At 42.6% G+C, this 23,529-nt stretch carries 21 protein-coding genes; 6 read left to right on the top strand and 15 right to left on the bottom strand.

Going from position 1 to position 23,529, the window contains the following annotated elements:
• Nucleotides 1–10: 10 nt before the first annotated feature.
• Nucleotides 11–1,069, top strand: a complete 1,059-nt coding sequence (locus tag ACWXWT_RS06725; RefSeq protein ID WP_456040848.1) for a polysaccharide deacetylase family protein — start codon at nucleotides 11–13, stop codon at nucleotides 1,067–1,069.
• A gap of 17 nt (nucleotides 1,070–1,086) precedes the next feature.
• Here ACWXWT_RS06725 and ACWXWT_RS06730 read toward each other — a convergent pair whose 3' ends face one another.
• The 5 genes from ACWXWT_RS06730 to ACWXWT_RS06750 are packed head-to-tail and all read right to left on the bottom strand — an operon-like array spanning nucleotide 1,087 to nucleotide 5,069.
• Complete coding sequence (locus tag ACWXWT_RS06730) at nucleotides 1,087–1,713, bottom strand: SCO family protein (protein WP_456040868.1); 627 nt, start codon at nucleotides 1,711–1,713, stop codon at nucleotides 1,087–1,089.
• Nucleotides 1,714–1,728: 15 nt separating this feature from the next.
• Entirely contained in the window at nucleotides 1,729–2,640 is a 912-nt protein-coding gene (gene cyoE, locus ACWXWT_RS06735) for a heme o synthase (RefSeq protein WP_456040849.1), read from the bottom strand.
• A gap of 13 nt (nucleotides 2,641–2,653) precedes the next feature.
• Complete coding sequence (locus ACWXWT_RS06740; RefSeq protein WP_456040850.1) at nucleotides 2,654–3,634, bottom strand: COX15/CtaA family protein; 981 nt, start codon at nucleotides 3,632–3,634, stop codon at nucleotides 2,654–2,656.
• Nucleotides 3,634–4,185 (bottom strand): hypothetical protein, encoded by a 552-nt coding sequence (locus ACWXWT_RS06745; RefSeq protein WP_456040851.1) that lies wholly within the window; start codon nucleotides 4,183–4,185, stop codon nucleotides 3,634–3,636. Before ACWXWT_RS06745 ends, ACWXWT_RS06740 begins: the two co-directional genes overlap by 1 nt.
• A gap of 56 nt (nucleotides 4,186–4,241) precedes the next feature.
• Nucleotides 4,242–5,069 (bottom strand): SURF1 family protein, encoded by an 828-nt coding sequence (locus ACWXWT_RS06750; protein WP_456040852.1) that lies wholly within the window; start codon nucleotides 5,067–5,069, stop codon nucleotides 4,242–4,244.
• Between ACWXWT_RS06750 and ACWXWT_RS06755 the strand changes: the two genes are divergently transcribed.
• Nucleotides 5,017–5,235, top strand: a complete 219-nt coding sequence (locus ACWXWT_RS06755; protein ID WP_137223730.1) for a DUF2909 domain-containing protein — start codon at nucleotides 5,017–5,019, stop codon at nucleotides 5,233–5,235. The two genes, ACWXWT_RS06750 and ACWXWT_RS06755, sit on opposite strands and share 53 nt — an antisense overlap.
• Before the next feature lie 7 nt (nucleotides 5,236–5,242).
• Here ACWXWT_RS06755 and ACWXWT_RS06760 read toward each other — a convergent pair whose 3' ends face one another.
• From ACWXWT_RS06760 to lexA, 6 genes are all read right to left on the bottom strand, one after another.
• Nucleotides 5,243–6,118: a cytochrome c oxidase subunit 3 gene (locus ACWXWT_RS06760; protein WP_456040853.1), complete on the bottom strand. Its 876-nt coding sequence runs from the start codon at nucleotides 6,116–6,118 to the stop codon at nucleotides 5,243–5,245.
• The gene (locus ACWXWT_RS06765; RefSeq protein WP_456040854.1) at nucleotides 6,115–6,678 is read right to left on the bottom strand and encodes a cytochrome c oxidase assembly protein; all 564 of its coding nucleotides are present in this window, start codon (nucleotides 6,676–6,678) and stop codon (nucleotides 6,115–6,117) included. Before ACWXWT_RS06765 ends, ACWXWT_RS06760 begins: the two co-directional genes overlap by 4 nt.
• A 1-nt stretch (nucleotide 6,679) precedes the next feature.
• Nucleotides 6,680–8,275, bottom strand: coding sequence for a cytochrome c oxidase subunit I (gene ctaD / locus ACWXWT_RS06770; protein ID WP_456040855.1), 1,596 nt, complete (start codon nucleotides 8,273–8,275; stop codon nucleotides 6,680–6,682).
• Between the two features lie 9 nt (nucleotides 8,276–8,284).
• A complete protein-coding gene (gene coxB, locus ACWXWT_RS06775) occupies nucleotides 8,285–9,871 on the bottom strand; it encodes a cytochrome c oxidase subunit II (RefSeq protein ID WP_456040856.1) in 1,587 nt (528 codons plus the stop codon).
• A 395-nt stretch (nucleotides 9,872–10,266) separates the two neighbouring features.
• A complete protein-coding gene (locus ACWXWT_RS06780; protein WP_456040857.1) occupies nucleotides 10,267–10,773 on the bottom strand; it encodes a cell division inhibitor SulA in 507 nt (168 codons plus the stop codon).
• Nucleotides 10,770–11,384, bottom strand: coding sequence for a transcriptional repressor LexA (gene lexA / locus ACWXWT_RS06785; protein ID WP_456040858.1), 615 nt, complete (start codon nucleotides 11,382–11,384; stop codon nucleotides 10,770–10,772). The genes ACWXWT_RS06780 and lexA overlap by 4 nt, the downstream gene beginning before the upstream one ends.
• 263 nt (nucleotides 11,385–11,647) lie before the next feature.
• Between lexA and plsB the strand changes: the two genes are divergently transcribed.
• The 3 genes from plsB (at nucleotide 11,648) to ACWXWT_RS06800 (ending at nucleotide 16,253) form a co-directional block, all read left to right on the top strand.
• Nucleotides 11,648–14,071: a glycerol-3-phosphate 1-O-acyltransferase PlsB gene (plsB, locus tag ACWXWT_RS06790; RefSeq protein WP_456040859.1), complete on the top strand. Its 2,424-nt coding sequence runs from the start codon at nucleotides 11,648–11,650 to the stop codon at nucleotides 14,069–14,071.
• Nucleotides 14,071–15,327 (top strand): tryptophan permease, encoded by a 1,257-nt coding sequence (mtr, locus tag ACWXWT_RS06795; protein WP_456040860.1) that lies wholly within the window; start codon nucleotides 14,071–14,073, stop codon nucleotides 15,325–15,327. The genes plsB and mtr overlap by 1 nt, the downstream gene beginning before the upstream one ends.
• 146 nt (nucleotides 15,328–15,473) lie before the next feature.
• Nucleotides 15,474–16,253 (top strand): VOC family protein, encoded by a 780-nt coding sequence (locus tag ACWXWT_RS06800; protein WP_456040861.1) that lies wholly within the window; start codon nucleotides 15,474–15,476, stop codon nucleotides 16,251–16,253.
• Nucleotides 16,254–16,500: 247 nt separating this feature from the next.
• Here ACWXWT_RS06800 and ACWXWT_RS06805 read toward each other — a convergent pair whose 3' ends face one another.
• From ACWXWT_RS06805 to ACWXWT_RS06820, 4 genes are all read right to left on the bottom strand, one after another.
• The gene (locus tag ACWXWT_RS06805) at nucleotides 16,501–19,635 is read right to left on the bottom strand and encodes an efflux RND transporter permease subunit (protein ID WP_456040862.1); all 3,135 of its coding nucleotides are present in this window, start codon (nucleotides 19,633–19,635) and stop codon (nucleotides 16,501–16,503) included.
• Between the two features lie 12 nt (nucleotides 19,636–19,647).
• A complete protein-coding gene (locus ACWXWT_RS06810; RefSeq protein ID WP_456040869.1) occupies nucleotides 19,648–21,402 on the bottom strand; it encodes an efflux RND transporter periplasmic adaptor subunit in 1,755 nt (584 codons plus the stop codon).
• A 96-nt stretch (nucleotides 21,403–21,498) separates the two neighbouring features.
• Nucleotides 21,499–21,813 carry a heavy metal-binding domain-containing protein gene (locus ACWXWT_RS06815; RefSeq protein ID WP_456040863.1) on the bottom strand — a complete coding sequence of 105 codons (315 nt, stop codon included), beginning with the start codon at nucleotides 21,811–21,813 and terminating at the stop codon, nucleotides 21,499–21,501.
• Nucleotides 21,814–21,906: 93 nt separating this feature from the next.
• Nucleotides 21,907–22,350, bottom strand: a complete 444-nt coding sequence (locus ACWXWT_RS06820; RefSeq protein ID WP_456040864.1) for a hypothetical protein — start codon at nucleotides 22,348–22,350, stop codon at nucleotides 21,907–21,909.
• 415 nt (nucleotides 22,351–22,765) lie between these two features.
• Between ACWXWT_RS06820 and ACWXWT_RS06825 the strand changes: the two genes are divergently transcribed.
• Complete coding sequence (locus ACWXWT_RS06825) at nucleotides 22,766–23,329, top strand: NapC/NirT family cytochrome c (RefSeq protein WP_456040865.1); 564 nt, start codon at nucleotides 22,766–22,768, stop codon at nucleotides 23,327–23,329.
• Nucleotides 23,330–23,529 lie beyond the last annotated feature (200 nt).

Consider the following 23,529-nt stretch of genomic DNA (forward strand, 5'->3'; position numbering starts at 1 on the left):
ATGAATAATCATGGTTAAGAGAATTGCGTTAGTGTTGATGGTATTCAGTTTGGGTCTATTGCATTGTGATGCTAATGCAGTGGTCATTTTACAATATCATCATGTATCTGAGAACACGCCTAAAAGTACCAGTGTCACGCCTAGTCAGTTTACCGAACAGATGCAGTACCTAGCGGATAATGATTTTACCGTGATTTCATTAACTGAAGCTGTTGATTCAATAAAGCATAACACGCCCATAGCCGATAAGCGTATTGTGATTACCTTCGATGATGGATATGACAGCATAATCAACAATGCTGCACCCATTTTAGCTTCTCATCAATTTCCATATACGGTGTTTATTTCTGTAGCGCCCATTAATGCAGGTTATAAAGGCATGATGAGTTGGCAAGACATTAATGCACTGTCCGAACAAGGGGTGACGATTGCAAACCATAGCTGGGGACACGAACATTTAATTCGTCGTCAAAGCAAAGAAACCCAAGACCAATGGCGAGCTCGCATAGAAGCTAATATTTTGTCGACGGAAGCTGAGATATTAAAACGTACAGGCCAAAGTGTAAAAATGTTTGCCTATCCTTATGGTGAATACACCAGCAAATTGGAAGCTATATTGGCTAAGCATGGTTTTGTTGGTTTTGGTCAGCAATCTGGTGCAGCGGGAGAATATTCTTCATTAACAGCGTTGCCGCGTTTTCCGGTGGCCAATGCGTATGCAGACTTAACCAGTTTAATGGTTAAGTTTTCCAGTTTACCGATGCCGGTTATGAAACAAAATATAAGCGATCCATTACTGGCTACAGGGAAATGGCGACCAAAATTAATGTTAACTATTGATATTAAAGATATTTATCCTCATCAGGTTATGTGCTTTATCCAGGGGCAAGGGCCTAAAAAGCCGATTTGGTTAAGTGAAAACCGCTTCTCAATTCAAGCATCATCAGATCTAGCCCCTGGACGCTCGCGCTATAATTGCACTGCACCGAGTAAAACAAAAACGGGCTATTATTGGTTTTCACAGGCGTGGATCCGCCCGCAAGATAATGGCCAATGGCCCGTTGAGTAAGGGAATAACGTGAACGGCTAGCGCCAAGATTGAACGATTTGGCTAAAGTCTGCAATGAGTTCAGCATTAAGAATTTGTGCGAGTTGACCAGGTTGTGGTTTGGGTTTAAATACTGCTATCTTTTCTGCCCTTGGTGAAACCAACACATATGATGCACTATGGTCTACTTGATAATCGCTGTCGTCTCCAACCATGGCATACACAAAGCCTAAATCGCGGCTAAACGGAAATAAGTCGGCGTGTTCTGCACTTACTGCTTTAAACTCTTTATTAAAAAAGTTTATGTAATCTAAACGTTTAGCTTGAGAGTCACGTTTGGGATCGGCTGACACAAACACTACTTGAACATTGCTGGCAATTTTTTGCAGTTGTGGATAAGCGGCAGCAAGTTTATTCAGCGTGGTAGGGCATACATCTGGACAAGCAGTGTAACCAATAAAGAATAAGCTCCATTTGCCTTGCAAGGTTTGGTTAGTAAATGCATTGCCGTATTGGTCTGCCAATCTAAATGGTGCTAATGCGCGCTGTTGTTCAAATACATAACTGGTCGCCAGTGGCATAGGTTCTGTCTGCGTCTGTTGATAAACGACGCCTCCCGCCAAGGCTAATAATATTAGCCCCACCGCTATTATTATTTTCAATATCTTTTCCTTTCTAATTTAAGTGTTTACCCAAAAATAATGGTCTACTAATAAGACAATAAACAATATCATTAAATGATAAATGGAGAATTTAAATACTTGCATGGACAGTTCTGGGTAGTCATGAAATTTTAACTGCCACGCCTTATAGATAAAACCACAACTCAATAATGTTGAACCCACCAAATATATTGGACCACACATACCGACTAAAACGGGTAGCAGGCAAGCAATGGCTAATAAGATGGTGTAAAGCAAAATACAGGTTTTAGTAAATTCAACCCCATGAGTAACCGGTAACATTGGAATATCGACCTTGGCATATTCTTTACGGCGATGAATGGCTAACGCCCAAAAATGAGGAGGGGTCCAAGTGAAGATAATAATAACCAGCAACAGAGCGTAACCATGCAGTTCATTAGTTATTGCTGTCCAGCCTAACAGTGGTGGCATCGCACCGGCTAATCCACCAATGACAATATTTTGTGAGGTCGCCCGCTTAAGGTAGGCGGTATACACCAAGGCATAACCAATTAAACTGGCAAAGGTCAGCCAAGCCGTGAGGGGATTAACTAAGGTATATAACACCACAAAACCGAGCGCTCCGAGCGACACCGCAAATGTGGTCGCTTTGGTGGTTGATATTTTGCCTTTAGGTAGCGGACGATTATAAGTTCGGGCCATCAAGCCATCGATTTTACGATCAATTAAGTGATTAAACGCTGCCGCGGCGCCTGCCATCATTGCAATGCCTGCCATCCCAGCAACCAGAGGTTGTAGTGGCACTATACCTGGGACGGCTAAACACATACCGACCAATACAGTCAGTAGCATAAGTGCTACGACTTTAGGTTTGGTCATTTCAAAATAAGCGCGCCATTGCAGGGTTATTTTAGGTTGAACCTGACTCATTGTTAGAGGTTTTGTCATGGTCGATCCTCACTCATGCTTTACGCCATAGGGCGTAATTAATAAAGACTAAGGTAAGCAGCAACAAGGCTGCGCCTCCATTGTGTGATACTGCTATGCCTAAAGGTAAATTCATCACTACATTGCTAATCCCCAATCCGACTTGAGCGATGACGAGAAACAGTAATAAATAACCACTGTTGCGCATAATATGTGATTGTGCGAAGCGTAATTTTAGTGCAAGGATAATTAGGGTTATGGCTGTGACAACCGCCCAAATTCGGTGGCTAACATGGATGGTCATTCGTGTAGCATAGTCCAAAACACCAAATTCAAAACTGGGGTGGTCGCCTTGAAATGGTGAAAATGCATCGGCAAAACGTAAGTTATCGACCCAATTACCTTCACATATGGGCAGGGCGGTACAGGCAAGCGCGGCGTAATTTGATGAGGTCCAGCCACCCAATATGATTTGAATAACTAACACACCAAAACTGGCTAATGCTAACGGAATGAGCTTACGCGCATAGGCATCACCTCCGGGGATCCTTAAAGGTTTAAGCCGCAGATATAACAGCAGTAATAAGGCAAATAAACTAAAACCACCAATAAGATGCGCCATCACTACTATTGGCATTAATTTCATCGTGACAGTCCACATACCTAGTGCAGCTTGAAACACAATCAGTGCCGCAATAAAAATGGGCAGTTTTTTGGGGGCTTGAGGCTGTTTTAGGCATAAAATTAAAATCGCTAAAACCATTAAGCCCAAAGTACCAGCGATATAGCGATGGATCATTTCCAGCCACGCTTTTTCTGGCTCAATTTGAGCATCAGGGAAACGAGTTTCTATTTTGGCTAAGTCATGGCTTGCGCTTGGCACCGCTAAATGGCCGTAACAACCCGGCCAGTCTGGGCAACCTAATCCAGCATCAGACAGGCGTGTGTAGGCGCCCATTAAAATAACCGCCAAGGTAAACACTAAGGTGAATTTGATTAATCGCTGTATTGCCATTAGCCTACCCTCGACAACTTAAGCATTTTGCGTAAGTCAGCAATCATGGCTTTGCCCTGAGCAATATTAGCGTCGTGGCCTATCACGTTGTCATACTGCATCACTAAGCTTCCGAGAGGATCGACAATGATCAGTTGTTGATTGGCCAGTAGCGCTGCAAGTGCTTTATTGGTGTTTACTTGGTCAAAAGCGATATTTAATTGTTTGAGTATTTGGGTGTCACTGTGGCTATTGACCAAAATAATAGGCGTAACACGATCCCGATTTTTTCCTAGGGCAATATAGCTCTGGTGCAAAATGTACAGCCGTTCTTGGCATTGCTCATTGCAGGTTTCTGGTAGAAAAAACAATACTTGCCATGCATGAGGTTTTGGGTTTTCCATGGCTAAATTGGCATAGTTAATTTCTGGTGCGATTAACGCCCCTTTGTTAGTTGCTCCACCGTTGTATAGTTCTAGGCTTAACACTAATTTGGCTAAGGCCACTGGTAAAAGAAATACCAGTAGTAAGACCATTAATGCTTTATTGCTCTTTTTCGGTTGGGAGTTCATTCTATCTCCTCTTTATCATTTTAATATTATGTTAAGTTGATGATTAACGACGAGGTTTAACGTCGATACTGTCGAAATGCTATCCAGCCCATGAGTCCTAAAAATACCGCTGCCATGGTGAACCATTGCAAGGCATATCCTTGATGCTTTTGTGCCGATAATGGAATTGGTACCCAAGGTTGAGGTAGATGATAATTGGGAACATTGTCGGGTTGCAGCACCACAGGAGCTAAGTCATGACCAAGCAGATCTGTGAGTGCGGGGATATTGATATTTTGAAAACGTATTGGTGTATCAATATTGGTTGACTGCTCTGCATCAAGTTGGTCACTTAATGGATTGGGCTGTTTCTGATAAATGCGCCCAACCAATTTGTAGTAAGTATTTTTTAATGGTGTTAGCTCGGGTAAGATGCGGCGATCTTTGCTTGCTGGCACAAAACCTAATTCGACCATTATCCAAGGTTGCTCAGGAGTGATTTCAAACACTTGGTAAACTAAATACCCCACTTGTCCTTGATACACTTGATTGTCTAACAACAACATCATGTTATTTGCCGGTTTGGCTGAAATCGATAGACGATAGCCCGTTAGTAGTCTCGCTTCTGGCTGAGAGATGGTTGATGCTTCAGATGATTTAACGATTGCCAACAATGCTTCATAACTAAGTGCTTGTTGCTGTTGGCGCTCCAGTAGGGTGTTTTGCCACTCTTGTTTAAAGCTTGCTCGTGATAGCTGCCATAATCCTAACTTGACCAATAAGCTAAACACGACCAAAGTAATGATAACCAATAATACTCGAGACACACTCACACTATAAAAAGGATTGCCTGTGACAACACCTTTCATCGTTAAGTTAGTTTTAGTCTCGTTGCTTGTATTCATATTATTTAACTTAGCTAGAGCCTTATTTATTATGGTTAAAGGGCAGCATCAACAATCAATGAGTCGTTTTTTAGGCCGGCGAGTATTGTTTTCTGTTGTCGTTATTATGGTATTGCTGGTGGCTCTGGGGCTTGGCTACATTCAACCTAACCCCAGACCTTATTAGTGTTGATTTACAATACATATACAAAGATGAATAAGCATAACCACACCACATCAACGAAGTGCCAATACCAACTCCCAGCTTGAAAAGCGAAATGCTTATCGGGCGTAAAGTGACCCTTCACAATTCTGAGTAATAAAATCATCAAGAACAGGGTACCAATAGTGACGTGCATGCCGTGAAAACCAGTCAACAGAAAGAAGGTGTTGCCGTAGACACCAGAAGATAACGTTAACCCCATTTCTTGGTAAGCATGGCTATATTCTTCAACCTGTAAACAGAGAAACACAATCCCCAGAATCACCGTTAACGCTAGCCAGATTATCAAGGGCTTACGATTGGCTTTTTCGAGATTTGTATGAGCAAAATGCAAAGTAACTGACGATGTTAGCAATATAATGGTGTTAATTAACGGCAAACCAGTCCATGGCATGGCTTCGGTTGCAGTACCATCGGGTGTTTTCACCAATGGCCACATGGCCTCAAATGCAGGCCATAACACTTCATGGGTCATGGCATTGTTAGATGCGCCACCAAGCCAAGGCACTGAAATCATACGGGCGTAAAATAGCGCGCCAAAAAATGCACCGAAAAACATAATCTCTGAAAAAATAAACCAGCTCATTCCTTGCCTAAATGAACGATCCATTTGCGGAGAGTATAATCCTGCCATTGATTCATCAATAACGGTTTTAAACCAGCCAAAAATCATGAAGATAATTACGGCAAAACCCGCAAGTAATATGTAACCTCCAGAGGTTTTTTCTGTGGTTAACTGTTGGACGTAATTTCCCGCTCCGAAAGCGATTAAAAATAATCCTATAGCGCCGATTATTGGCCAAGCACTTTGGGCTGGCACATAATAATTTTGATACTTTGTTGTCATTTTGCTGCTCCTTGCTCTATAGCTATCGCCTGTCTGTCGGTGATGTCATAAAGGGTATAAGAGAGAGTCAATGTATTAATGGACGCTGGTAAGTCAGGGTCCACGTAAAAAATCAATGGTAGTTCCGCTGTTGCCGCTGCAGCTAATGGTTGTTGATTAAAGCAAAAACATTCCGTTTTATTGAAATACGCCGCCCCTTGTCCAGGTGATACCGAAGGAATTGCTTGGCCTACGGTATCGTGTTTAGACAGGTTTTTAACCAGAAATTGCGCGTGAGTGAGTTCACCTGGATGCACACTTATTTGGTTAACCTTAGGGCTAAATTCCCACGGCATACCTGATTGAACTTGAGTGACAAATTCAATGGTAACGGTTCGGTTTTTATCAACCACTACCGCTTCATAACTACTGGCGCTATTTTGGGTTTTGCCATTAATCCCCAATGTGTCGCAAAGCACGTCATAAAGCGGTACCAGCGCAAAACCAAATCCAAACATACCAATTGACCCAGCAATCAGAATGATTAATAACTTACGATTTGATTTTGTTGGTTGTGTCATCTCATTTAATCTCCGGTGGAGTGGTAAACGAGTGATATGGTGCAGGACTGGCAATAGACCATTCTAATCCTTCTGCGGCTCCCCAAGGGTTATCTCCAGCAGGTTTTCCACCTTTAATGCATTTGAGCACAACGGCGAGAAATATCAGCTGAGACAAACCAAATGCAAAACCTCCAATAGACACAATTTGGTTAACATCGGCAAACTGTACCGCGTAGTCAGGGATCCTACGTGGCATACCTGCTAAACCTAAAAAGTGCATGGGAAAAAACAATACATTGACGGATATTACCGAACACCAAAAGTGCCATTTCCCCAAGGTTTCGTCATACATATGGCCAGTCCATTTAGGTAACCAATAATAAGCGGCAGCCATAATGGAAAATATTGCCCCGGTGACGAGCACATAATGGAAATGAGCCACGACAAAATAGGTGTCGTGGTATTGGAAATCAGCAGGCGTAATTGCCAGCATCAGGCCAGAAAAACCACCTATGGTAAACAGAATAATAAACGCTACAGCAAACAGCATTGGTGTTTCAAATGTCATGGAGCCGCGCCACATGGTTGCCACCCAATTAAATACTTTTACCCCCGTGGGGACGGCGATTAACATGGTGCAATACATGAAGAATAGTTCGGCGAACACTGGCATCCCTGTTGTGAACATGTGATGCGCCCACACCAAGAATGACAACACGGCAATACTGGCAGTGGCGTAAACCATTGAGGAGTAACCAAACAGCTTTTTACGGCTAAAGGTTGGCACTATTGCGGAGATAATACCAAATGACGGTAAAATCATAATGTAAACTTCTGGATGACCGAAGAACCAGAAGATATGCTGGAACATTACCGGATCACCGCCTCCAGCCGCATCAAAAAAGCTGGTACCAAAGAACTTATCGGTTAATACCATGGTGACCGCTCCCGCGAGTACCGGCATCACTGCTATCAGTAAGAAAGCGGTAATTAACCAAGTCCACACAAACAAGGGCAACTTCATCCATGTCATGCCTGGAGCTCGCAAGTTTACAATGGTGACAATGACGTTAATTGCGCCCATTATCGAACTTATGCCCATGATATGAATGGAGAAAACAAATAGGGCGGTACTGTCAGGGCTGTAGGTGGTTGATAGCGGGGCATAGAATGTCCAACCAAAGTTAGGTCCGCCGCCTTCCATAAATAACGAACCCAGTAACATGGCAAAGGCAAAAGGTAAAATCCAAAAACTCCAGTTGTTCATCCGCGGCAGTGCCATATCTGGTGCACCAATCATCATTGGTATTAACCAGTTAGCTAAGCCCGTAAAAGCGGGCATTACGGCACCAAATACCATGATGAGACCATGAACAGTGGTCATTTGATTAAAAAAGTTAGGTTCTACTAGTTGTAATCCGGGCTGAAATAACTCAGCTCGAATGACCATCGCCATTGCGCCGCCAGTAAGAAACATAATGAAACTAAACCATAAATACAGCGATCCGATATCTTTATGGTTAGTGGTGAGTAGCCAGCGCATTAGCCCCTTTGGAGCGCCGTGATGATGATCATCATGGGCGGTAGTAATTGTATCGTGCGTTGTAGTGCTCATTGTTTTCCCCTACTGTCCATGGCTCGCGACATCGGCTGGTTGCACCGCTTCGCCAGAATTATTTCCCCACGCATTGCGCTCATAAGTAATCACCGCCGCCATCTTTCGAGGGCTTAGTTGACTACTAAATGCCTGCATTGCGGTACCTGGTTTTCCGTGCATAACGATATCGATATGTTCGCTAACAGGTCCGCTAACAATAGGGCTGCCAATAAGTGAAGGGAAAGCACCTGGCAAACCTGCGCCAGTGGCTTGGTGACATGCGCCACAAGTCGTGGCATAAACTTGCTCACCTTCAGCCATTAACTGCTCCAAAGTTAACGTGGGCAGATCTTCAGGGGCCACCACTTCTGCAACCGCTTCAACGGCTTGAGTGGCTTTTTCGGTGACGGTATCGGTAATATCAGTTGCCGTTGTTGCAATAGTGTTTGCTGCATCGGTGACGGCTTTATTTGCTTCGGTGCTTGCCTCGTTACTGCCTAAAAAGTTTCCTATATCAGCCGCTTGTACAACATCACCACTATTATTGCCCCACGCATTACGCTCAAAGGTAATTACAGCGGCAATTTCTTGGGCGGTAAGTTGCTTAGCAAAAGCCTGCATTGCAGTACCAGATTTACCGTTTAAGACGATATCGATGTGGCCTTCAACAGGACCTTTGATAATAGGGCTGCCAATCAATGAGGGGAACACACCAGGTAGTCCTGCACCATTAGGTTGGTGACAAGCGGCGCACCTAGCAATATAGATTTGTTCACCTTGTGTGTTTAGCTCTTCAATAGACAAGGTTTGGGACATTGATGCCGCCGCCTCTGAAGCTGCATTGCTTGCTAGTTGTTTTTGCTCAACCAACCAATTTTCAAAATCGCCCTCCGACAAAGCTTGTACCACAATCGGCATGAAACCATGGTCTTTACCGCATAATTCTGCACATTGACCTCGGTAAATACCGGGTTTATCGATACGGGTCCACGATTCGTTAATAAATCCAGGATTAGCATCTTTTTTAACGGCAAAAGCGGGTACCCACCAAGAGTGGATAACATCATCGGATGTCATCAAAAAACGGACTTTTTGGTTAATGGGTAGAACTAATGGCTTATCGACCTCAAGGAGATAATGCTCACCTTTGGCTTCACTGCCTTCAATTTGCTCTCTTGGAGTAGATAATGAGCTGTAAAACTCAATGTCTTTGTCAAAATAGCTGTAATGCCATTTCCACTGTGACCCAGTAATTTTAATGGTGAGGTCCGCATCGCTGGGGTCTTCCATGGCAATTAAGGTTTTGGTGGCTGGAATAGCCATTGCTATTAAGATGATAAAAGGAATGATGGTCCAAGCAATTTCCACTTTAGTACTTTCATGGAAATTGGCCGCGACTGCGCCTTTTGATTTGCGGTGGTAAATCATTGAATAAATCATGATCCCAAACACCACTAACCCAATAGCACAACAGATATAAAGAATCGTCATGTGGAGGTGATAAACCTGCCCACTGATATCTGTCACGCCTTGAGTCATGTTGAGGGGCATTTCTGTTGCCCCAAGCGGAAGTGCTATAAACACAACCAATAAACAATACAACCATTGCTTCACAAGACTACTCCTCTGCTAATTGCAAATAGCAACTACAAAGAAGAGTCACACAGTAATTCTCTGCTCTATGCAAACTCTTCGGTTCCCGAAAAAAGTTTGATGACTTCAAAGTACCTTGGTGGTTGTAAACAGACTGTCTACGGTTTTATTGTTCGCTGTACTCCACACTTGTACCTACAACTGAACTAATCAATTTCTATTTGGCTCATTTGTATGACAGTCATCTTAATTTCTGTCATACACGTCCAATTAAAGACAAAAATGTTTCATCCTTGTTAACCACATTACTTGTAGATTAAATATTGATCAAGATCACTTTGTTGGCTAATTGGCTGAAAAAAGATGAAAAAAAAGCCCTGAATTCAATGCAGGGCTTGGTAATTAAGGGTTCGTGCTTAGTGAACTGAGCTAAAATTACTTATTCTATTTGTTACTGCATGGTTAACAATTTGATGTTTTTGAGGTAAGTGAGTATTTACATCTTCAATTACGACACCTAAAGCACGTGCGCTTTTGGCTACTATTTCTAAACGGCGGCTATCGCGAGCATCAAGTGAGCTTGTCCAAGTGACTACAGCACTAGAGGTACCACTTATGAGTGCTTTTTCCATGGCCCATAATGTTTCGACTTCATCTTTGGTGTGCACCAGTAAAATGCGATCCATTCTCACTCCTGCACTTGCTAGCATATGTTTATAGCCAATATGAGGCGGGCTAATTAATACTATCCATCGTCCTTGCTGGCTTAATATTGCTAGCTGGCTACACAATTGACTGAGTTCTTTTTCACCTTGAGTGACCGTTTGTAATGTTTGAATGGTTTGGCTGCCATGCAATTCTGTTTGTGTTAAATCTACCCATAAGCCTGGGTGGCGCGGCGCGGTGCCTATTAGTTTGTTCATAACCAATCTCCATTACGGATAACGCCAACTGCAAGCCCTTCAATTGTTAGGCTTTGGCAACTTAAATCAACTTTTATTGGGTTGTAATCCTCATTTTCGGCATGCAGAAAAATCATATTACCTTTTTGTTCAAATCGTTTAACAGTGACGTCATCATCAACCCGTGCCACGACAACCTGACCATTACGTGCCTGCTGCATTTTATGCACAGCGAGTAAGTCGCCTTCTAAAATACCGATATTTTTCATGCTGTCGCCACGAACCCGTAACAGAAAATCTGCGGCAGGTTTAAACATACTTGGGTCGACTTGGTAGTATTGTTCAACGTGCTCCTGAGCTAAAATAGGCTCTCCAGCAGCGACTTGACCAATAAGTGGCAAACCGGTTTCAATCTGTTCTTCATGAGGTAGGCGAATCCCCCTTGATGTACCAGGCATGATCTCGATAAAGCCTTTTTTGGCCAATGCTTTTAAATGCTCTTCGGCGGCATTAGCACTTTTAAAGCCAAGACGATTTGCAATTTCAGCTCGAGTGGGTGGCATACCTGTTTCGGCGATATTGTTTTTAATTAAGTCTAAAATTTCTGCTTGGCGCGGCGTTAACGGTCTCATGATGATTCCTGTCTTTTTATACAGTGGCTGTCATTATATACAGTGTTTTTGTTCGTGCAAGTATTAACCAGCTATTTTTTGTGCGTAGCTTGTTTGGGTTTGTGTAAACTATTGTTATATATCTATATTTGTTATTTATTCTTTATGTTATTTCTTCTGGAAAAATCCAGAAAGTAAAGATAAATAAGCCAGATAGTGTAAGCGGGGTGGTTTCTGGTATCCTATGCGACAATATTACAGTGGCTTATGTTGCGAAAATAACCATGTCAAAACCAAATTCAATATTTTTACGAGCATTAAAATGGATTCAAAAATGGATGGTGCAGACCATTGTGGTTCCCCACGATCCTTTTGATGACCTCAATATAGATCCAGCCAAACCTTTGGTTTATTTAATGAAAACGGAATCTATCAGTGATATCGCTGCTTTAAGCGAAATTACAGAGGGTTTTGGTATGCCCAGTCCTTATGAACCATTACAGCTTGATGGTTTAAGGGTGCCTAGAGTTGTGTGCCTAGAGGGGCGCAAACCTCTCTTTGGTAAACGTGAAAGTGGCGAAAAATTTCTTAATTACTTTACTAGTTTGTTGTCTCTTCATAGTGAAAACGCCGAATTAGATATTCAGTTGGTTCCTGTTTGCCTTTATTGGGGACGCACTCCTGGTAAAGAAGACGACAGCATGAAAGCAGCTGTATTCGAAAGAGAAAATCCAACATGGTTACGTAAATGGTTAATGATTTTATTTCTGGGAAGGCATAATTTTGTACAGTTTTCTAATGCATTATCGCTTCGTTATATGGCTGATGAGCACGGAACAGACAAACGAATCGCTCATAAATTAACCCGAGTCGCTCGAGTGCATTTTCGTCGCCAACGTAAAGTAATGACGGGGCCACAATTACCTAATCGACACGTTTTATTTGCCTCTCTATTAAAATCAGAGTCAATTAAGAAAGCTATTGAAGAAGAGTCCGTAAACAAAAAAGTGTCGGTCGAAAAAGCACGTGAAACCGCCATTGAATACCTCGATGAAATTGCGGCTGATTATTCCGATAGCTTAGTGCGCATAGCAGAACGTTTTCTGACTTGGCTATGGAATAAATTATACAGTGGCATCAATATTAGAGGTGCTGAGCAGGTTAGGCAGTTACACCATGATGGTCACGAAATTGTTTATGTGCCTTGTCATCGTAGTCATATGGACTATCTGTTGTTGTCGTATATTTTGTATTATCAGGGAATGGTACCACCGCATATTGCAGCAGGTATTAACCTTAACTTTTGGCCTGCAGGCCCAATGTTCCGCCGTGGCGGGGCATTCTTTATTCGCCGCAGTTTTAATGGCAATAAACTCTATACCGCAGTTTTTCGTGAATATTTAGACCAGTTATTTGCTAAAGGCTATTCGGTTGAGTATTTCACAGAAGGTGGCCGTTCGCGTACCGGACGTTTGCTCGCGCCTAAGACGGGCATGTTGGCGATGACAATTAACTGTGTTTTACGTGGAATAGAGCGCCCAGTGACCTTAGTGCCAGTGTATTTAGGTTATGACCATGTGATGGAAGTGGCAACGTATCATAAAGAATTAAGTGGTAAGAAAAAGAAAAAAGAGTCAGTGTGGCAGGTGTTTGGGGCCATTCGTAAGTTAGGTAATTTTGGCCAAGGTTATGTGAACTTTGGCGAGCCAATTAACCTACAACATTTTTTAAATCAGCAAGCTCCAGCGTGGCGTGACGAGTTAGCTAAAGACCCAGATCAAAAACCGTCGTGGTTTACACCATCAGTTAATTTGTTGGCTAACCGTGTCATGACAAACATTAATGGTGCAGCTGCAGCAAGCTCGGTGGCATTGACCAGTTTAGTGTTATTGGCATCAGAACAAAATGCGCTAGAGAGAAGCCAATTAGAGCGTCAGCTTGATTTATATTTAGCCCTGCTTAAGACCGTGCCTTATACCGATTACACATCTGTTGCAGAGGGTGATGGCAAATCAATTGTTGATCATTGTTTGTCGTTAGATAAGTTTGTTAGCACCAAAGATCCTATTGGTGAGATCATTTCAGTTGATGAGAAAATAGCCATAACCATGAGCTATTACCGTAATAATATTATTCATTTAATGGCGCTACCATCATTAGTTGCCAGTTGTTTAGTGCATTACGACGTGTGCGACCGTGAACGAATTCATGCCATTGTATTGGATTTTTATCCATTACTAAAAGCGGAGCTATTTATGGCTATTGATGATGTGCCTAGTCATGTTGATAGCATATTAGATTTTATGGTTGAACAAGGTTTATTGACAGGTAAAGATCAATTTACAGTCACTCCTCGCCATATTACGCAAATGTTATTGCTAGCCGAAACCATCAATGAAACCTTGCAGCGCTATGCCATTATCTTCAATTTACTAGCGATAAAACCCGATATTGAACGTTCGGAGCTGGAAAGAGATAGCCATTTGTTAGCACAGCGATTAGGTGCACTGCATGGGATTACGGCACCAGAGTTTTATGACAAAAAGCTGTACAACACCTTGAGTGTAAAACTCAAAGAGTTAGGTTATTTATGCAGTGACGAGCATCGTGCTGAAGTGATCAGAATTCGAGATAATGCTAATAAATTACTGAGCTCATCAGTTAGACAAACTATTGTTGATAGTGTGGAAGCGGAGCACGGACAATAATGGCTAATCATATGAATGCGGCTAAGCATCGAACTCACGGTAAGTCTGTATTAGGTGGGGCGATGATCATTGCTGGTACCACAGTGGGTGCCGGGATGTTTTCGTTACCCGTGGTTGGGGCCGGTATGTGGTTTGGTTATTCTATTGCCATGTTGCTGGGTGTTTGGTTTTGCATGCTAATGTCGGGTTTATTGTTATTAGAAGCCAATTTGCATTTTGAACCGGGAGACAGTTTTGACACCTTAACGCGGGTGACACTTGGTCAATTCTGGCGGGTGATCAATGGCGTATCGATTGCTTTTGTGCTGTATATTTTAACCTACGCTTATATCAGTGGCGGTGGTTCAATAGTGAATCACAGTTTATCTGCTTTGGGCGTAAGCTTACCCCAGAGCATAGCCGGATTAGTGTTTGCGGTAGTTTTAGCACTCGTAGTATTGATTAGTACTAAGGCGGTCGATCGTATTACCACAATCATGCTTGGCGGCATGGTGATTACTTTCTTTTTGGCCATTGGTAACTTATTAATCGACATTGATACATTAAAGCTTGTGTCGCCTGATGGTGAATCGCGTTACCTACCTTATTTGCTTGCCGCCATCCCATTTGGACTGGCTAGTTTTGGTTACCACGGCAATGTGCCAAGTTTAGTCAAATATTATGGTAAAGATGCCAGAACAATCGTTAAAGCGATTATTACTGGAACCACTATCGCGTTGGTTATCTATGTGTGTTGGCTAGTCGCGACCATGGGTAATATTCAGCGAAGTCAGTTTGCCGACATAATTGCCCAAGGTGGCAATATAGGTGTATTAGTTGCCGCGTTATCTAGTGTGATCACCAGTCAATGGCTTGATAGTATGTTGACATTATTTGCCAACCTTGCGGTGGCCTCATCATTTTTAGGGGTGACATTAGGCTTGTTTGATTACCTTGCTGATTTATTTGGTTTTGATGACTCGCGATCAGGGCGAATTAAAACGGCCGCGGTAACGTTTGTACCGCCAACAATCCTTGGTTTGTTATTTCCAAATGGATTTATTTTAGCGATTGGTTTTGCTGCGCTAGCTGCCACTATTTGGGCTGTTATTGTGCCAGCGTTATTAGCCTACAAAGTAAGACAACAATATCCAGACTCACAGGGATTTAAAGTACCTGGTGGAACTCCGCTAATTGCTATTGTGGTGTTGTTTGGGGTTATCACTGCCACGTGTCATTTGCTGGCCATGGCCGATATATTGCCAGTGTTTAAATAAACGCAACAATTTCCAGTGAAACAACTTTTTAGCCAAAAAGCCTTCGTTTGAAGGCTTTTTGCTTTTCTGCTGATATCGACTTAACTTATGAGACAAGTTTCATGTTGGCTATATCAAGGCAACTATTTTTATGAAGGATTAGGATAATGCAGGTACAACAGTATCAACAAGGGCAGCCTTGCTGGATTGAATTAGCAACTCATGATTGGGCGGCAGGTAAAGCATTTTATCAGGCGCTATTTGGCTGGGGAGCAGATGATATGCCCATGCCTGAAGGACATTATACAATGCTGCAAATCGATGGTGATGACATTGCGGCTATCTACCCAATGCCGTCAGAAATGGAGGCATTACCTACTCATTGGACAATTTATTTTGCGGTCGATGATGTTGATGCTGCCTCTCAGGCTGTGACTCAAGCAGGTGGTGAGATTATTGCAGGGCCTCATTCTGTTGGAGATGCTGGCCGAATGGCACTATGCACAGATCCAGAAGGCTGTCGATTTGCATTATGGCAAGGCCAAGACCACATTGGCATTAAGCGAGCACAAGAACCAAACACCCTATGTTGGGTTGAGCTTGCTTGCCGTGATACCGCTGCTGCGAAACAGTTTTATAACCGAGTATTGGGTTACCAAACTAAGGTTAATGATGTGGCTGATTTTGAATACATCGAATGGTATGTGGGTGAACAAGCCATTGGCGGACTGATGGCAATGACTGCAGAGTGGGGTGATACTCCTGCCCACTGGATGAATTATTTTGCCGTTGATGACTGTGATGTTTCAGTAGCTAAAGCACTAACCTTGGGGGCTACTGTTTGTGTGCCAGCAACCGATATTCCTAGCGTGGGTTGTTTTTCAGTGCTCAATGATCCACAAGGTGGGGTGTTTTCAATTATTGCGTTATTGGATCCTACAACATAATCATGGGTAATCATGTCCCTCGGGCAATTTCAGTCAGTGATCCATACAAATATGGGCATCCTGACGATATTGCGACATGTCGTAAAAAGAAACAAGATGAAGCGGATCGGCGTAATGACTTAATTAGTAACAAGACCAAATCTAATTAATTTCCTGTCCCGAGGTCAGATTAAGTAACCCTGTCCAACCAGATGGAAAACATCCCTAAGCTATTAAATAGCTTAGGGATGTTGTTATTCGTAATGTATTAATGTTTAGGCAGTTTACGGCCATATATCAGCAAGTAAATTGCTGGAATAACAAATAGCGACAGTAGTGGCGCTGTGACCATTCCTCCGACCATAGGCGCGGCAATTTTTTGCATCACTTCATTACCCGTACCGCTGCCCCACATAATTGGCAGTAAACCAAAAAAGATGGTGGCGACTGTCATGGCTTTAGGTCTAATTCGCATCACTGCACCTTCAACTAAAGCAGCCGTTAAATCCGTTTTACTGTGGTAATTGTCGGCTTCTTTATAGGCCTTAATACTATTATTAAGGTACACCTGCATCACTACGCCAAACTCAGCGGCGACCCCAGCTAAGGCAATCATGCCGACAGATACAGCAACTGAAAAATTAAAATCGAGTCCATACAGTAGCCATGCGCTACCCACCAATGAAAAAGGTAAACTTAACATGATCACCGATGCTTGTATTACTGAGTTGAAAGTCATCATCAGCAACATAAAAATCACCGCGATCATTAATGGAATCACCATTTTCATTTTTGCGTCTACGCGTTGCATGTACTCGTATTGCCCTGCAAAGCTATAGTTGTAGCGTGGAGGAAGGGTAATTTGTTGGTTAAGTGCCTTTTCTGCAGCAACGATATATTCACCGATAGAAATATCTTTCAGATCGACAAACACCCACGAGATAAGGCGACCGTTTTCACTGGCTAGCATTGGCGCTCCATCGGTTATGTTCAGTTTGGCTAAATAACTTAACGGTAAGTACTTACCCGTTTTAGTCAGTACTGGTAAATTTCTGAGCTTCTCAATGTTGTCACGTAGCTCACGCGGGTAACGAATGTTGATGGGATAGCGTTCTTGACCTTGAATAGACTCACCTATTGTCATACCACCAATGGCAATTTTTACCACATCTTGGATGTCTTTTAAGGTCATGCCATAACGTGCGGCATTTTTAAGATCTGGCGTGATATCAATATAGCGGCCGCCGCTACTGCGTTGTGAAAATGCTGATTCAGTACCCGGTAACTGGCTTACTACAGCTTCTATTTCAGCACCTATACGTTGTAGTTCTTCAACATTCGCACCCGATATTTTTATGCCGACAGGCGTTCTCACTCCGGTAGATAGCATATCTATACGGGTTTTAATCGGCTGCACCCAAGCATTGGTCATCCCTGGAATACGCACGGTTCTTTGCAGTTCTGCAATAATACTTTCTAAGGTTACGCCGGCGCGCCATTCGCCAGGCGGTTTGAGCATGATGGTGGTTTCTAGCATCGTTAGCGGAGCGGGGTCTGTTGCTGTCATGGCTCGGCCCACTTTGCCAAACACGCGTTTAACTTCGGGGACTGTTTTTATCAGCCGGTCTGTTTGCTGCAATATCTCTGCTGCTTTGCCAGCACTGACACTGGGTAGCGTGGTGGGCATATAAAGTAGGTCACCTTCTTCTAAGGTGGGCATGAACTCCGAGCCCATTTGGCTTAATGGGTAGTAAGCACTGAATAGCACAATAATGGCTAATCCGATGGTTATTTTAGGAAAATGCAGTACCCATTTTAACAATGGTTGATATATGGCAATTAATATTCGGCTAATGGGGTTTTTACGCTCATCAGGGATTTTTCCTCGCACAAAATAACCCATTAACACCGGAATTAAAGTGATAGCTAAAATAGCAGATGCCGCCATAGCGAAGGTTTTGGTAAAGGCTAGCGGGTGGAATAAACGTCCTTCTTGCGCTTCAAGGGCAAATACTGGCGTAAAGCTTAGGGTGATAATCAATAAGCTGAAGAATAATGCTGGGCCAACTTCAATAGAGGCTTCTTTAACAAGTTGCCAATGGTCATCTCCCTCAGGAGCTTTGCCGTGTTTTTGGCGATAATGCTCCAAATGTTTATGGGTATTTTCGACCATAACAATTGACGCATCTACCACCGCGCCAATGGCAATGGCAATGCCGCCTAAGCTCATGATATTGGCATTGACACCAATGATGTTCATGGCGATGAAACTGACTAAAATAGAAATCGGTAAGGTAATTATCGCGACTAACGTTGAGCGTGCATGCAGTAAAAAGAGTAGGCAAATAAGCCCGACAACTAGCATTTCTTCTAGCACTTTATGCTTAAGATTATCGACTGAGCGTAAGATTAACTCTGAGCGATCATAAGTGGTGACTAATTCGACCCCATCAGGTAATCCATTACTGATTTCTTGGAGTTTTTGTTTAACATTATTAATGGTTTCAAGGGCATTTTCACCATAGCGCATCACCACAATACCGCCGACAACTTCGCCTTTACCATCGAGTTCGGCAATACCACGACGCGCCGCAGGACCGGTTCTTAGTTGGGCAACGTCTTTCATTAATACTGGCGTACCCGTTTCAGATAAAATGCCCAATGGTATTTCTGCAAAGTCGGCAATGGTTTGGCGATAACCACTTGAGGTGATCATGTACTCGGCTTCGGCCATTTCAATCACTGAGCCGCCAGTCGAGCTATTGGCGTTGTCTAAGGCGTTTTTAATGGTCATTAAGTCGATTTTATACAGTGCTAGCTTATGTGGGTCGACGACCACTTGATATGTTTGTTCCATGCCGCCAACAGTGGCAACTTCGGATACTCCGGCAACACTTTGTAATTCAAGTTTTAAAAACCAATCTTGTAATGAACGCAGTTGGGCTAAATCATACTGTCCGCTGCGATCGACTAAGGCATATTGGAAAATCCAACCCACTCCAGACGCATCTGGGCCAATACTGGGTGTAACTCCGGTTGGCAGTTGATCTTGGGTTTGCGATAAATATTCAAGCACGCGCGAACGTGCCCAGTAGATGTCGGTGCCATCTTCAAATATGACATACACAAACGAGTCACCAAACATTGAAAAGCCACGTACTGTTTTGGCTCCCGGTACGGCAAGCATGGCCGATGACAATGGATAGGTGATTTGATCTTCAACTAATTGTGGTGCTTGGCCTGGGTAAGAGGTTTTTACAATAACTTGTACGTCTGATAAATCAGGTAGTGCATCCAGTGGGGTCATGCGCATGGCTTGATAACCTACTAACGCGATAACAGCCGTGAATATCAACACCATGACACGTTGTTTTATTGCAGCACTGATAATTTTTGCTAACATTGCCGTGCTCCTTTAGTGCTGGTGAGCATTGGTTGTTGTCGCGTTTGAGGCATTGCTTAAGCGCTGTAAACTGCCTTGAATACTGGCTTCTGAGTCTAGTAAGAACTGCCCTGAAATAACCACTTTGTCATGCTCGTTCAGTCCTTCTAAAATTTCCGCTTTACCGCCTGTCATCATGCCTATTTTTACCGGTACGGATGCAAAACTGGTATCACTGCGTTGTACCACCACGCGGTTTTCCCGTCCGGTCAGGATCAGTGCTTCTGTCGGTATGGTGAGGACATTGTCTTTCGGATGACCAAATAAGGTCACATCAACTAAACTGCCTGGCCTAAGCTTATCTTTGAGATTGTTCAGCTTTATCCGCACCCGCATTGTTCGGGTGACAGGGTCTAATTCTGGGTAGATATAGTCAATTTTTGAGTCAATATCAAACAGCCCTTGTGCTGCAGCGCTAACAGTGACTTTACGACCTTGTTGTAGCCAACTTTGTTCGTTTTCAAAAACATCTGCAATGACCCATACGCTGTCTAAGTTGACGATTTCAAACAAGGTATCTCCAGGCTGGATATACATACCATGACGAACCGTTAACTTACTGATAAAGCCATCTTGTGGTGCATAAAAAGGCACTTTAAAAATGGTTTCACCGGTTTTTTCTAAGTGATTAATAACAGAGGCATCGACGCCAAGCAACTCCAAGCGTTTACGAGCTTTACGTAATAAGCTGCTACCGCGTTTTTTATCTTGTTTAAGGTAATCTTTAGCTTGTGAATAGTCATCTTGAGCATTGACGAGTTCCGGCGAGTAAAGCTCGTATAAAAGTTGGCCCTTTTTTATTTGTTGGCCTACGTTATGTACCGTAAGTGTCTCTATCCATCCGGTTGCACGAGTATGGACATGGCCAATTGCATTTTCATTATATTGCACCGTGCCGATGGTATTGACTTGGCGTGACAAACTGGTTTTTTCAACGACATGACTACGCATACCCAATGCTTGTTGCATGCCGCCAGACACACCGACAACAATTTCTTGGCTTGCATCGGTAACGGTGACTTTTTCAAGGTTCATCCCGCAAATAGGGCATGTCCCAGGAGCATCGGACACCACGTGTGGATGCATTGGGCAGACATATTTTACATTAGTGCTATCGTTTTGATTTGCAGTGGGGACTAATGTGGATTTAGGCTGATTAAATACCTTATCTGCTTGGCTTTTTTTGATTGGAATCGCACTTTGCATGTTAGTCATGGGGTTTTGAGTGTCACCAGATGCACCGATGGCAATGTCTTGGTGTGTCATGGTCGTTGTGACTTTTTCAAGATTCATCCCGCAGATTGGGCAGGTGCCAGGAGCATCAGATATAACATTGGGATGCATTGGACAAACATATTTTACATTGGTGCTGTCGCTACTATGTGCTGTCGAACGAAAAGCGGACTTAGGTTGACTCGCTGTCTTGTCTGCTAGGCTTTTATCTACTGGCGTTACGCTTTTTATGCTAGCCATTGGATGGTGGGTATTGTCTGCTGTGGGTTCTTTTGGTTGATCTTTGACAACTAAAAACATATTGCAAATAGGACAAGTGCCCTCTTTATCACTCATCACCTCAGGATGCATTGGGCAAGTGTAGGTTTTACTGGTTTGCATCAGATGCTGGGCGTGATCGTGATCTGCCCCATAAGCTGCTGGTACGATAGCTGCGGGGAATATGACTCCAACAAACGCGCCTAAAAGCACATTGGAAAGTGGAAACTTCTTCATGAGAACCTCGATATTCATCATGACAATACTGACGATTGCCATGATGATAAACACTAAAAATACAATAATATTGAATGGGCTAATGCTCAAAAATAATCAATTTATCTTATTTTTGTCAGCTACACTTTTTTCAACCGGAATAGCACTTTGCATATTAGCCATTGGATGTTTAGTGGTGGGATCTTTATGCTCATCTTTGACGACAAGAAACATATTACAGATTGGGCAGCGCCCTTCTGTATCACTGCTTACTTCTGGGTGCATTGGGCAAATATAGGTTTTACCCGTTTGTGGTTGATGCTGGGCATGATCATGTTCTGCCGCATAAACACTAGATGAAGTTAGACTTACAGGTAGAATTACGCCAATAAATACGCTAAATAATGCACTAAAAAGTGGAAGTTTTTTCATAATAACCTCAATATCCATCATGTTCACCATGATGATAAATACTAAAAAACAATAATATTAGATGTGCCCAAGGCACAAGCATGGTCAATTGAATTAAGCGATAGGAGGTCGGAAAGCTGGAGGAAACGCGATTGAAATATGATTGGCAATCATAGTGGTTGGTGCCGAATAAACTGGAATATGGGTTATCGGCAATTGAACATCAATAAGGTTAGCGGTAAACGAAATAGTTAAGCAGTGGTTACAATCCAGACTACAAAAGCCTGAGCCATTACAACAGCTCGATTGCGGTAATGATGCGGTTATGGCCTCATCTACATCGCTGATAATATTTGGCATATTATCGTGGCAATTTTTCATCGATTGGTGTGACATGGCTGTTTGGTGATGGCTGTCGTTATTTGTGGATATTGTCTGCGGGGTCATTTCTGCATGGGACATAGGCACCATCAAACTGTCATTAGTCATCAATCCCTGTCCGACTAGTGCGAACAAAGTGATTGCGATAATCCAATACTTTGACAGTTTTACTCTCATTTACCCTTAACCAAGTCATTTATTCGGTGCTAGCTTAACAGACCTTTTCTGTAGCGAACATCTTTCAAGTTACAATACATTATATGCATTTACTTAAAAATAATGATAATACTTTTATAATAACTAACGTGTGATGCACATTCCATTTAAATTAATTTAGGACTATTACTCTTACTTTAGTGTGGGGAGCGATAGATTGTAAATATTCACAGGTGTAATGAGTGTATCCAGTACTTTAATCGAAGTGTATCTGTCGTGGCACATGCAAAAGTCGAGATCTGGCTCGCATTTTTAACATATTTTAGATATTTAATTCTCAAAACAACGACAAAATCAATTTTCTTATTCCTAATAATCCTAAACTACGCATATAAATAATTAGAAATTCCATTTTTGCTATTACGGAGATTGAACAATGAACTGGCGTGCACTATTTAAACCAAGCGCGAAGTACTCGATTATTGCCCTTATTGTGGTTGGTGTAATTGTGGGTGTCGTAGGTTATTTCGCAACACAACAAACTTTACATGCAACAAGTAGTGATGCTTTTTGTATGACATGTCACCGTGACCATTCGCTAAGAGATGAAGTGATGGCGTCGGCTCATGGTGGTGGTAAAGCCGGTATTACAGTGCAATGTCAAGACTGTCACTTACCACATGGTCCATTTGATTATTTAGTGAAAAAAATCATTGTGTCTAAAGACTTGATTGGTTTAATGACCATTGATGGTTTTATGACTCAAGAATGGTTAGATGAAAACCGTAAAGAACAAGCGGACCTGGCCTTAAAATACTTCCGCAGTAATGATTCAGCTAACTGTCAGCATTGCCATACTCGTATCTATGAAAACCAACCAGATACGATGAAGAAAATGGCTGTAAGAATGCACACAATGAATTTCAAGAAAGGACCAGAAAAAAGAAAGACTTGTGTTGATTGTCATAAAGGTGTTGCGCATCCTTACCCTAAAAAGTAATGCGTTAACGTGATGAAATAAAAACCTCGTTCTATTAACGAGGTTTTTTTATACCAATTTCTCAAGTACTAAGTAATACCAATCCTATTAAATATGTGATCTTTCAGCGGGAGTTCAACGTGCTGTAGGCAAGGCAGATGATTGAAGCGAATAGTGATCCTCGGTAACAAGCTCCTGCGTTACTCTACCTCCAGCATCTG

The sequence above is a fragment of the Shewanella sp. A22 genome (assembly GCF_053850585.1).

Excerpts from the sequence above, each read along its gene's own strand:
- ACWXWT_RS06815 (WP_456040863.1), bottom strand. The coding sequence starts at position 21,813 with ATGAAAAAACTTCCACTTTTTAGTGCATTATTTAGCGTATTTATTGGC.
- ACWXWT_RS06805 (WP_456040862.1), bottom strand. The coding sequence starts at position 19,635 with ATGTTAGCAAAAATTATCAGTGCTGCAATAAAACAACGTGTCATGGTG.
- ACWXWT_RS06760 (WP_456040853.1), bottom strand. The coding sequence starts at position 6,118 with ATGACAACAAAGTATCAAAATTATTATGTGCCAGCCCAAAGTGCTTGG.
- ACWXWT_RS06725 (WP_456040848.1), top strand. The coding sequence starts at position 11 with ATGGTTAAGAGAATTGCGTTAGTGTTGATGGTATTCAGTTTGGGTCTA.
- lexA (WP_456040858.1), bottom strand. The coding sequence starts at position 11,384 with ATGAGACCGTTAACGCCGCGCCAAGCAGAAATTTTAGACTTAATTAAA.
- plsB (WP_456040859.1), top strand. The coding sequence starts at position 11,648 with ATGTCAAAACCAAATTCAATATTTTTACGAGCATTAAAATGGATTCAA.
- cyoE (WP_456040849.1), bottom strand. The coding sequence starts at position 2,640 with ATGACAAAACCTCTAACAATGAGTCAGGTTCAACCTAAAATAACCCTG.
- ACWXWT_RS06780 (WP_456040857.1), bottom strand. The coding sequence starts at position 10,773 with ATGAACAAACTAATAGGCACCGCGCCGCGCCACCCAGGCTTATGGGTA.
- ACWXWT_RS06810 (WP_456040869.1), bottom strand. The coding sequence starts at position 21,402 with ATGAAGAAGTTTCCACTTTCCAATGTGCTTTTAGGCGCGTTTGTTGGA.
- ACWXWT_RS06820 (WP_456040864.1), bottom strand. The coding sequence starts at position 22,350 with ATGAGAGTAAAACTGTCAAAGTATTGGATTATCGCAATCACTTTGTTC.
- ctaD (WP_456040855.1), bottom strand. The coding sequence starts at position 8,275 with ATGAGCACTACAACGCACGATACAATTACTACCGCCCATGATGATCAT.
- ACWXWT_RS06740 (WP_456040850.1), bottom strand. The coding sequence starts at position 3,634 with ATGGCAATACAGCGATTAATCAAATTCACCTTAGTGTTTACCTTGGCG.
- ACWXWT_RS06825 (WP_456040865.1), top strand. The coding sequence starts at position 22,766 with ATGAACTGGCGTGCACTATTTAAACCAAGCGCGAAGTACTCGATTATT.
- ACWXWT_RS06750 (WP_456040852.1), bottom strand. The coding sequence starts at position 5,069 with ATGAATACAAGCAACGAGACTAAAACTAACTTAACGATGAAAGGTGTT.
- ACWXWT_RS06800 (WP_456040861.1), top strand. The coding sequence starts at position 15,474 with ATGCAGGTACAACAGTATCAACAAGGGCAGCCTTGCTGGATTGAATTA.
- ACWXWT_RS06765 (WP_456040854.1), bottom strand. The coding sequence starts at position 6,678 with ATGACACAACCAACAAAATCAAATCGTAAGTTATTAATCATTCTGATT.
- mtr (WP_456040860.1), top strand. The coding sequence starts at position 14,071 with ATGGCTAATCATATGAATGCGGCTAAGCATCGAACTCACGGTAAGTCT.
- ACWXWT_RS06745 (WP_456040851.1), bottom strand. The coding sequence starts at position 4,185 with ATGAACTCCCAACCGAAAAAGAGCAATAAAGCATTAATGGTCTTACTA.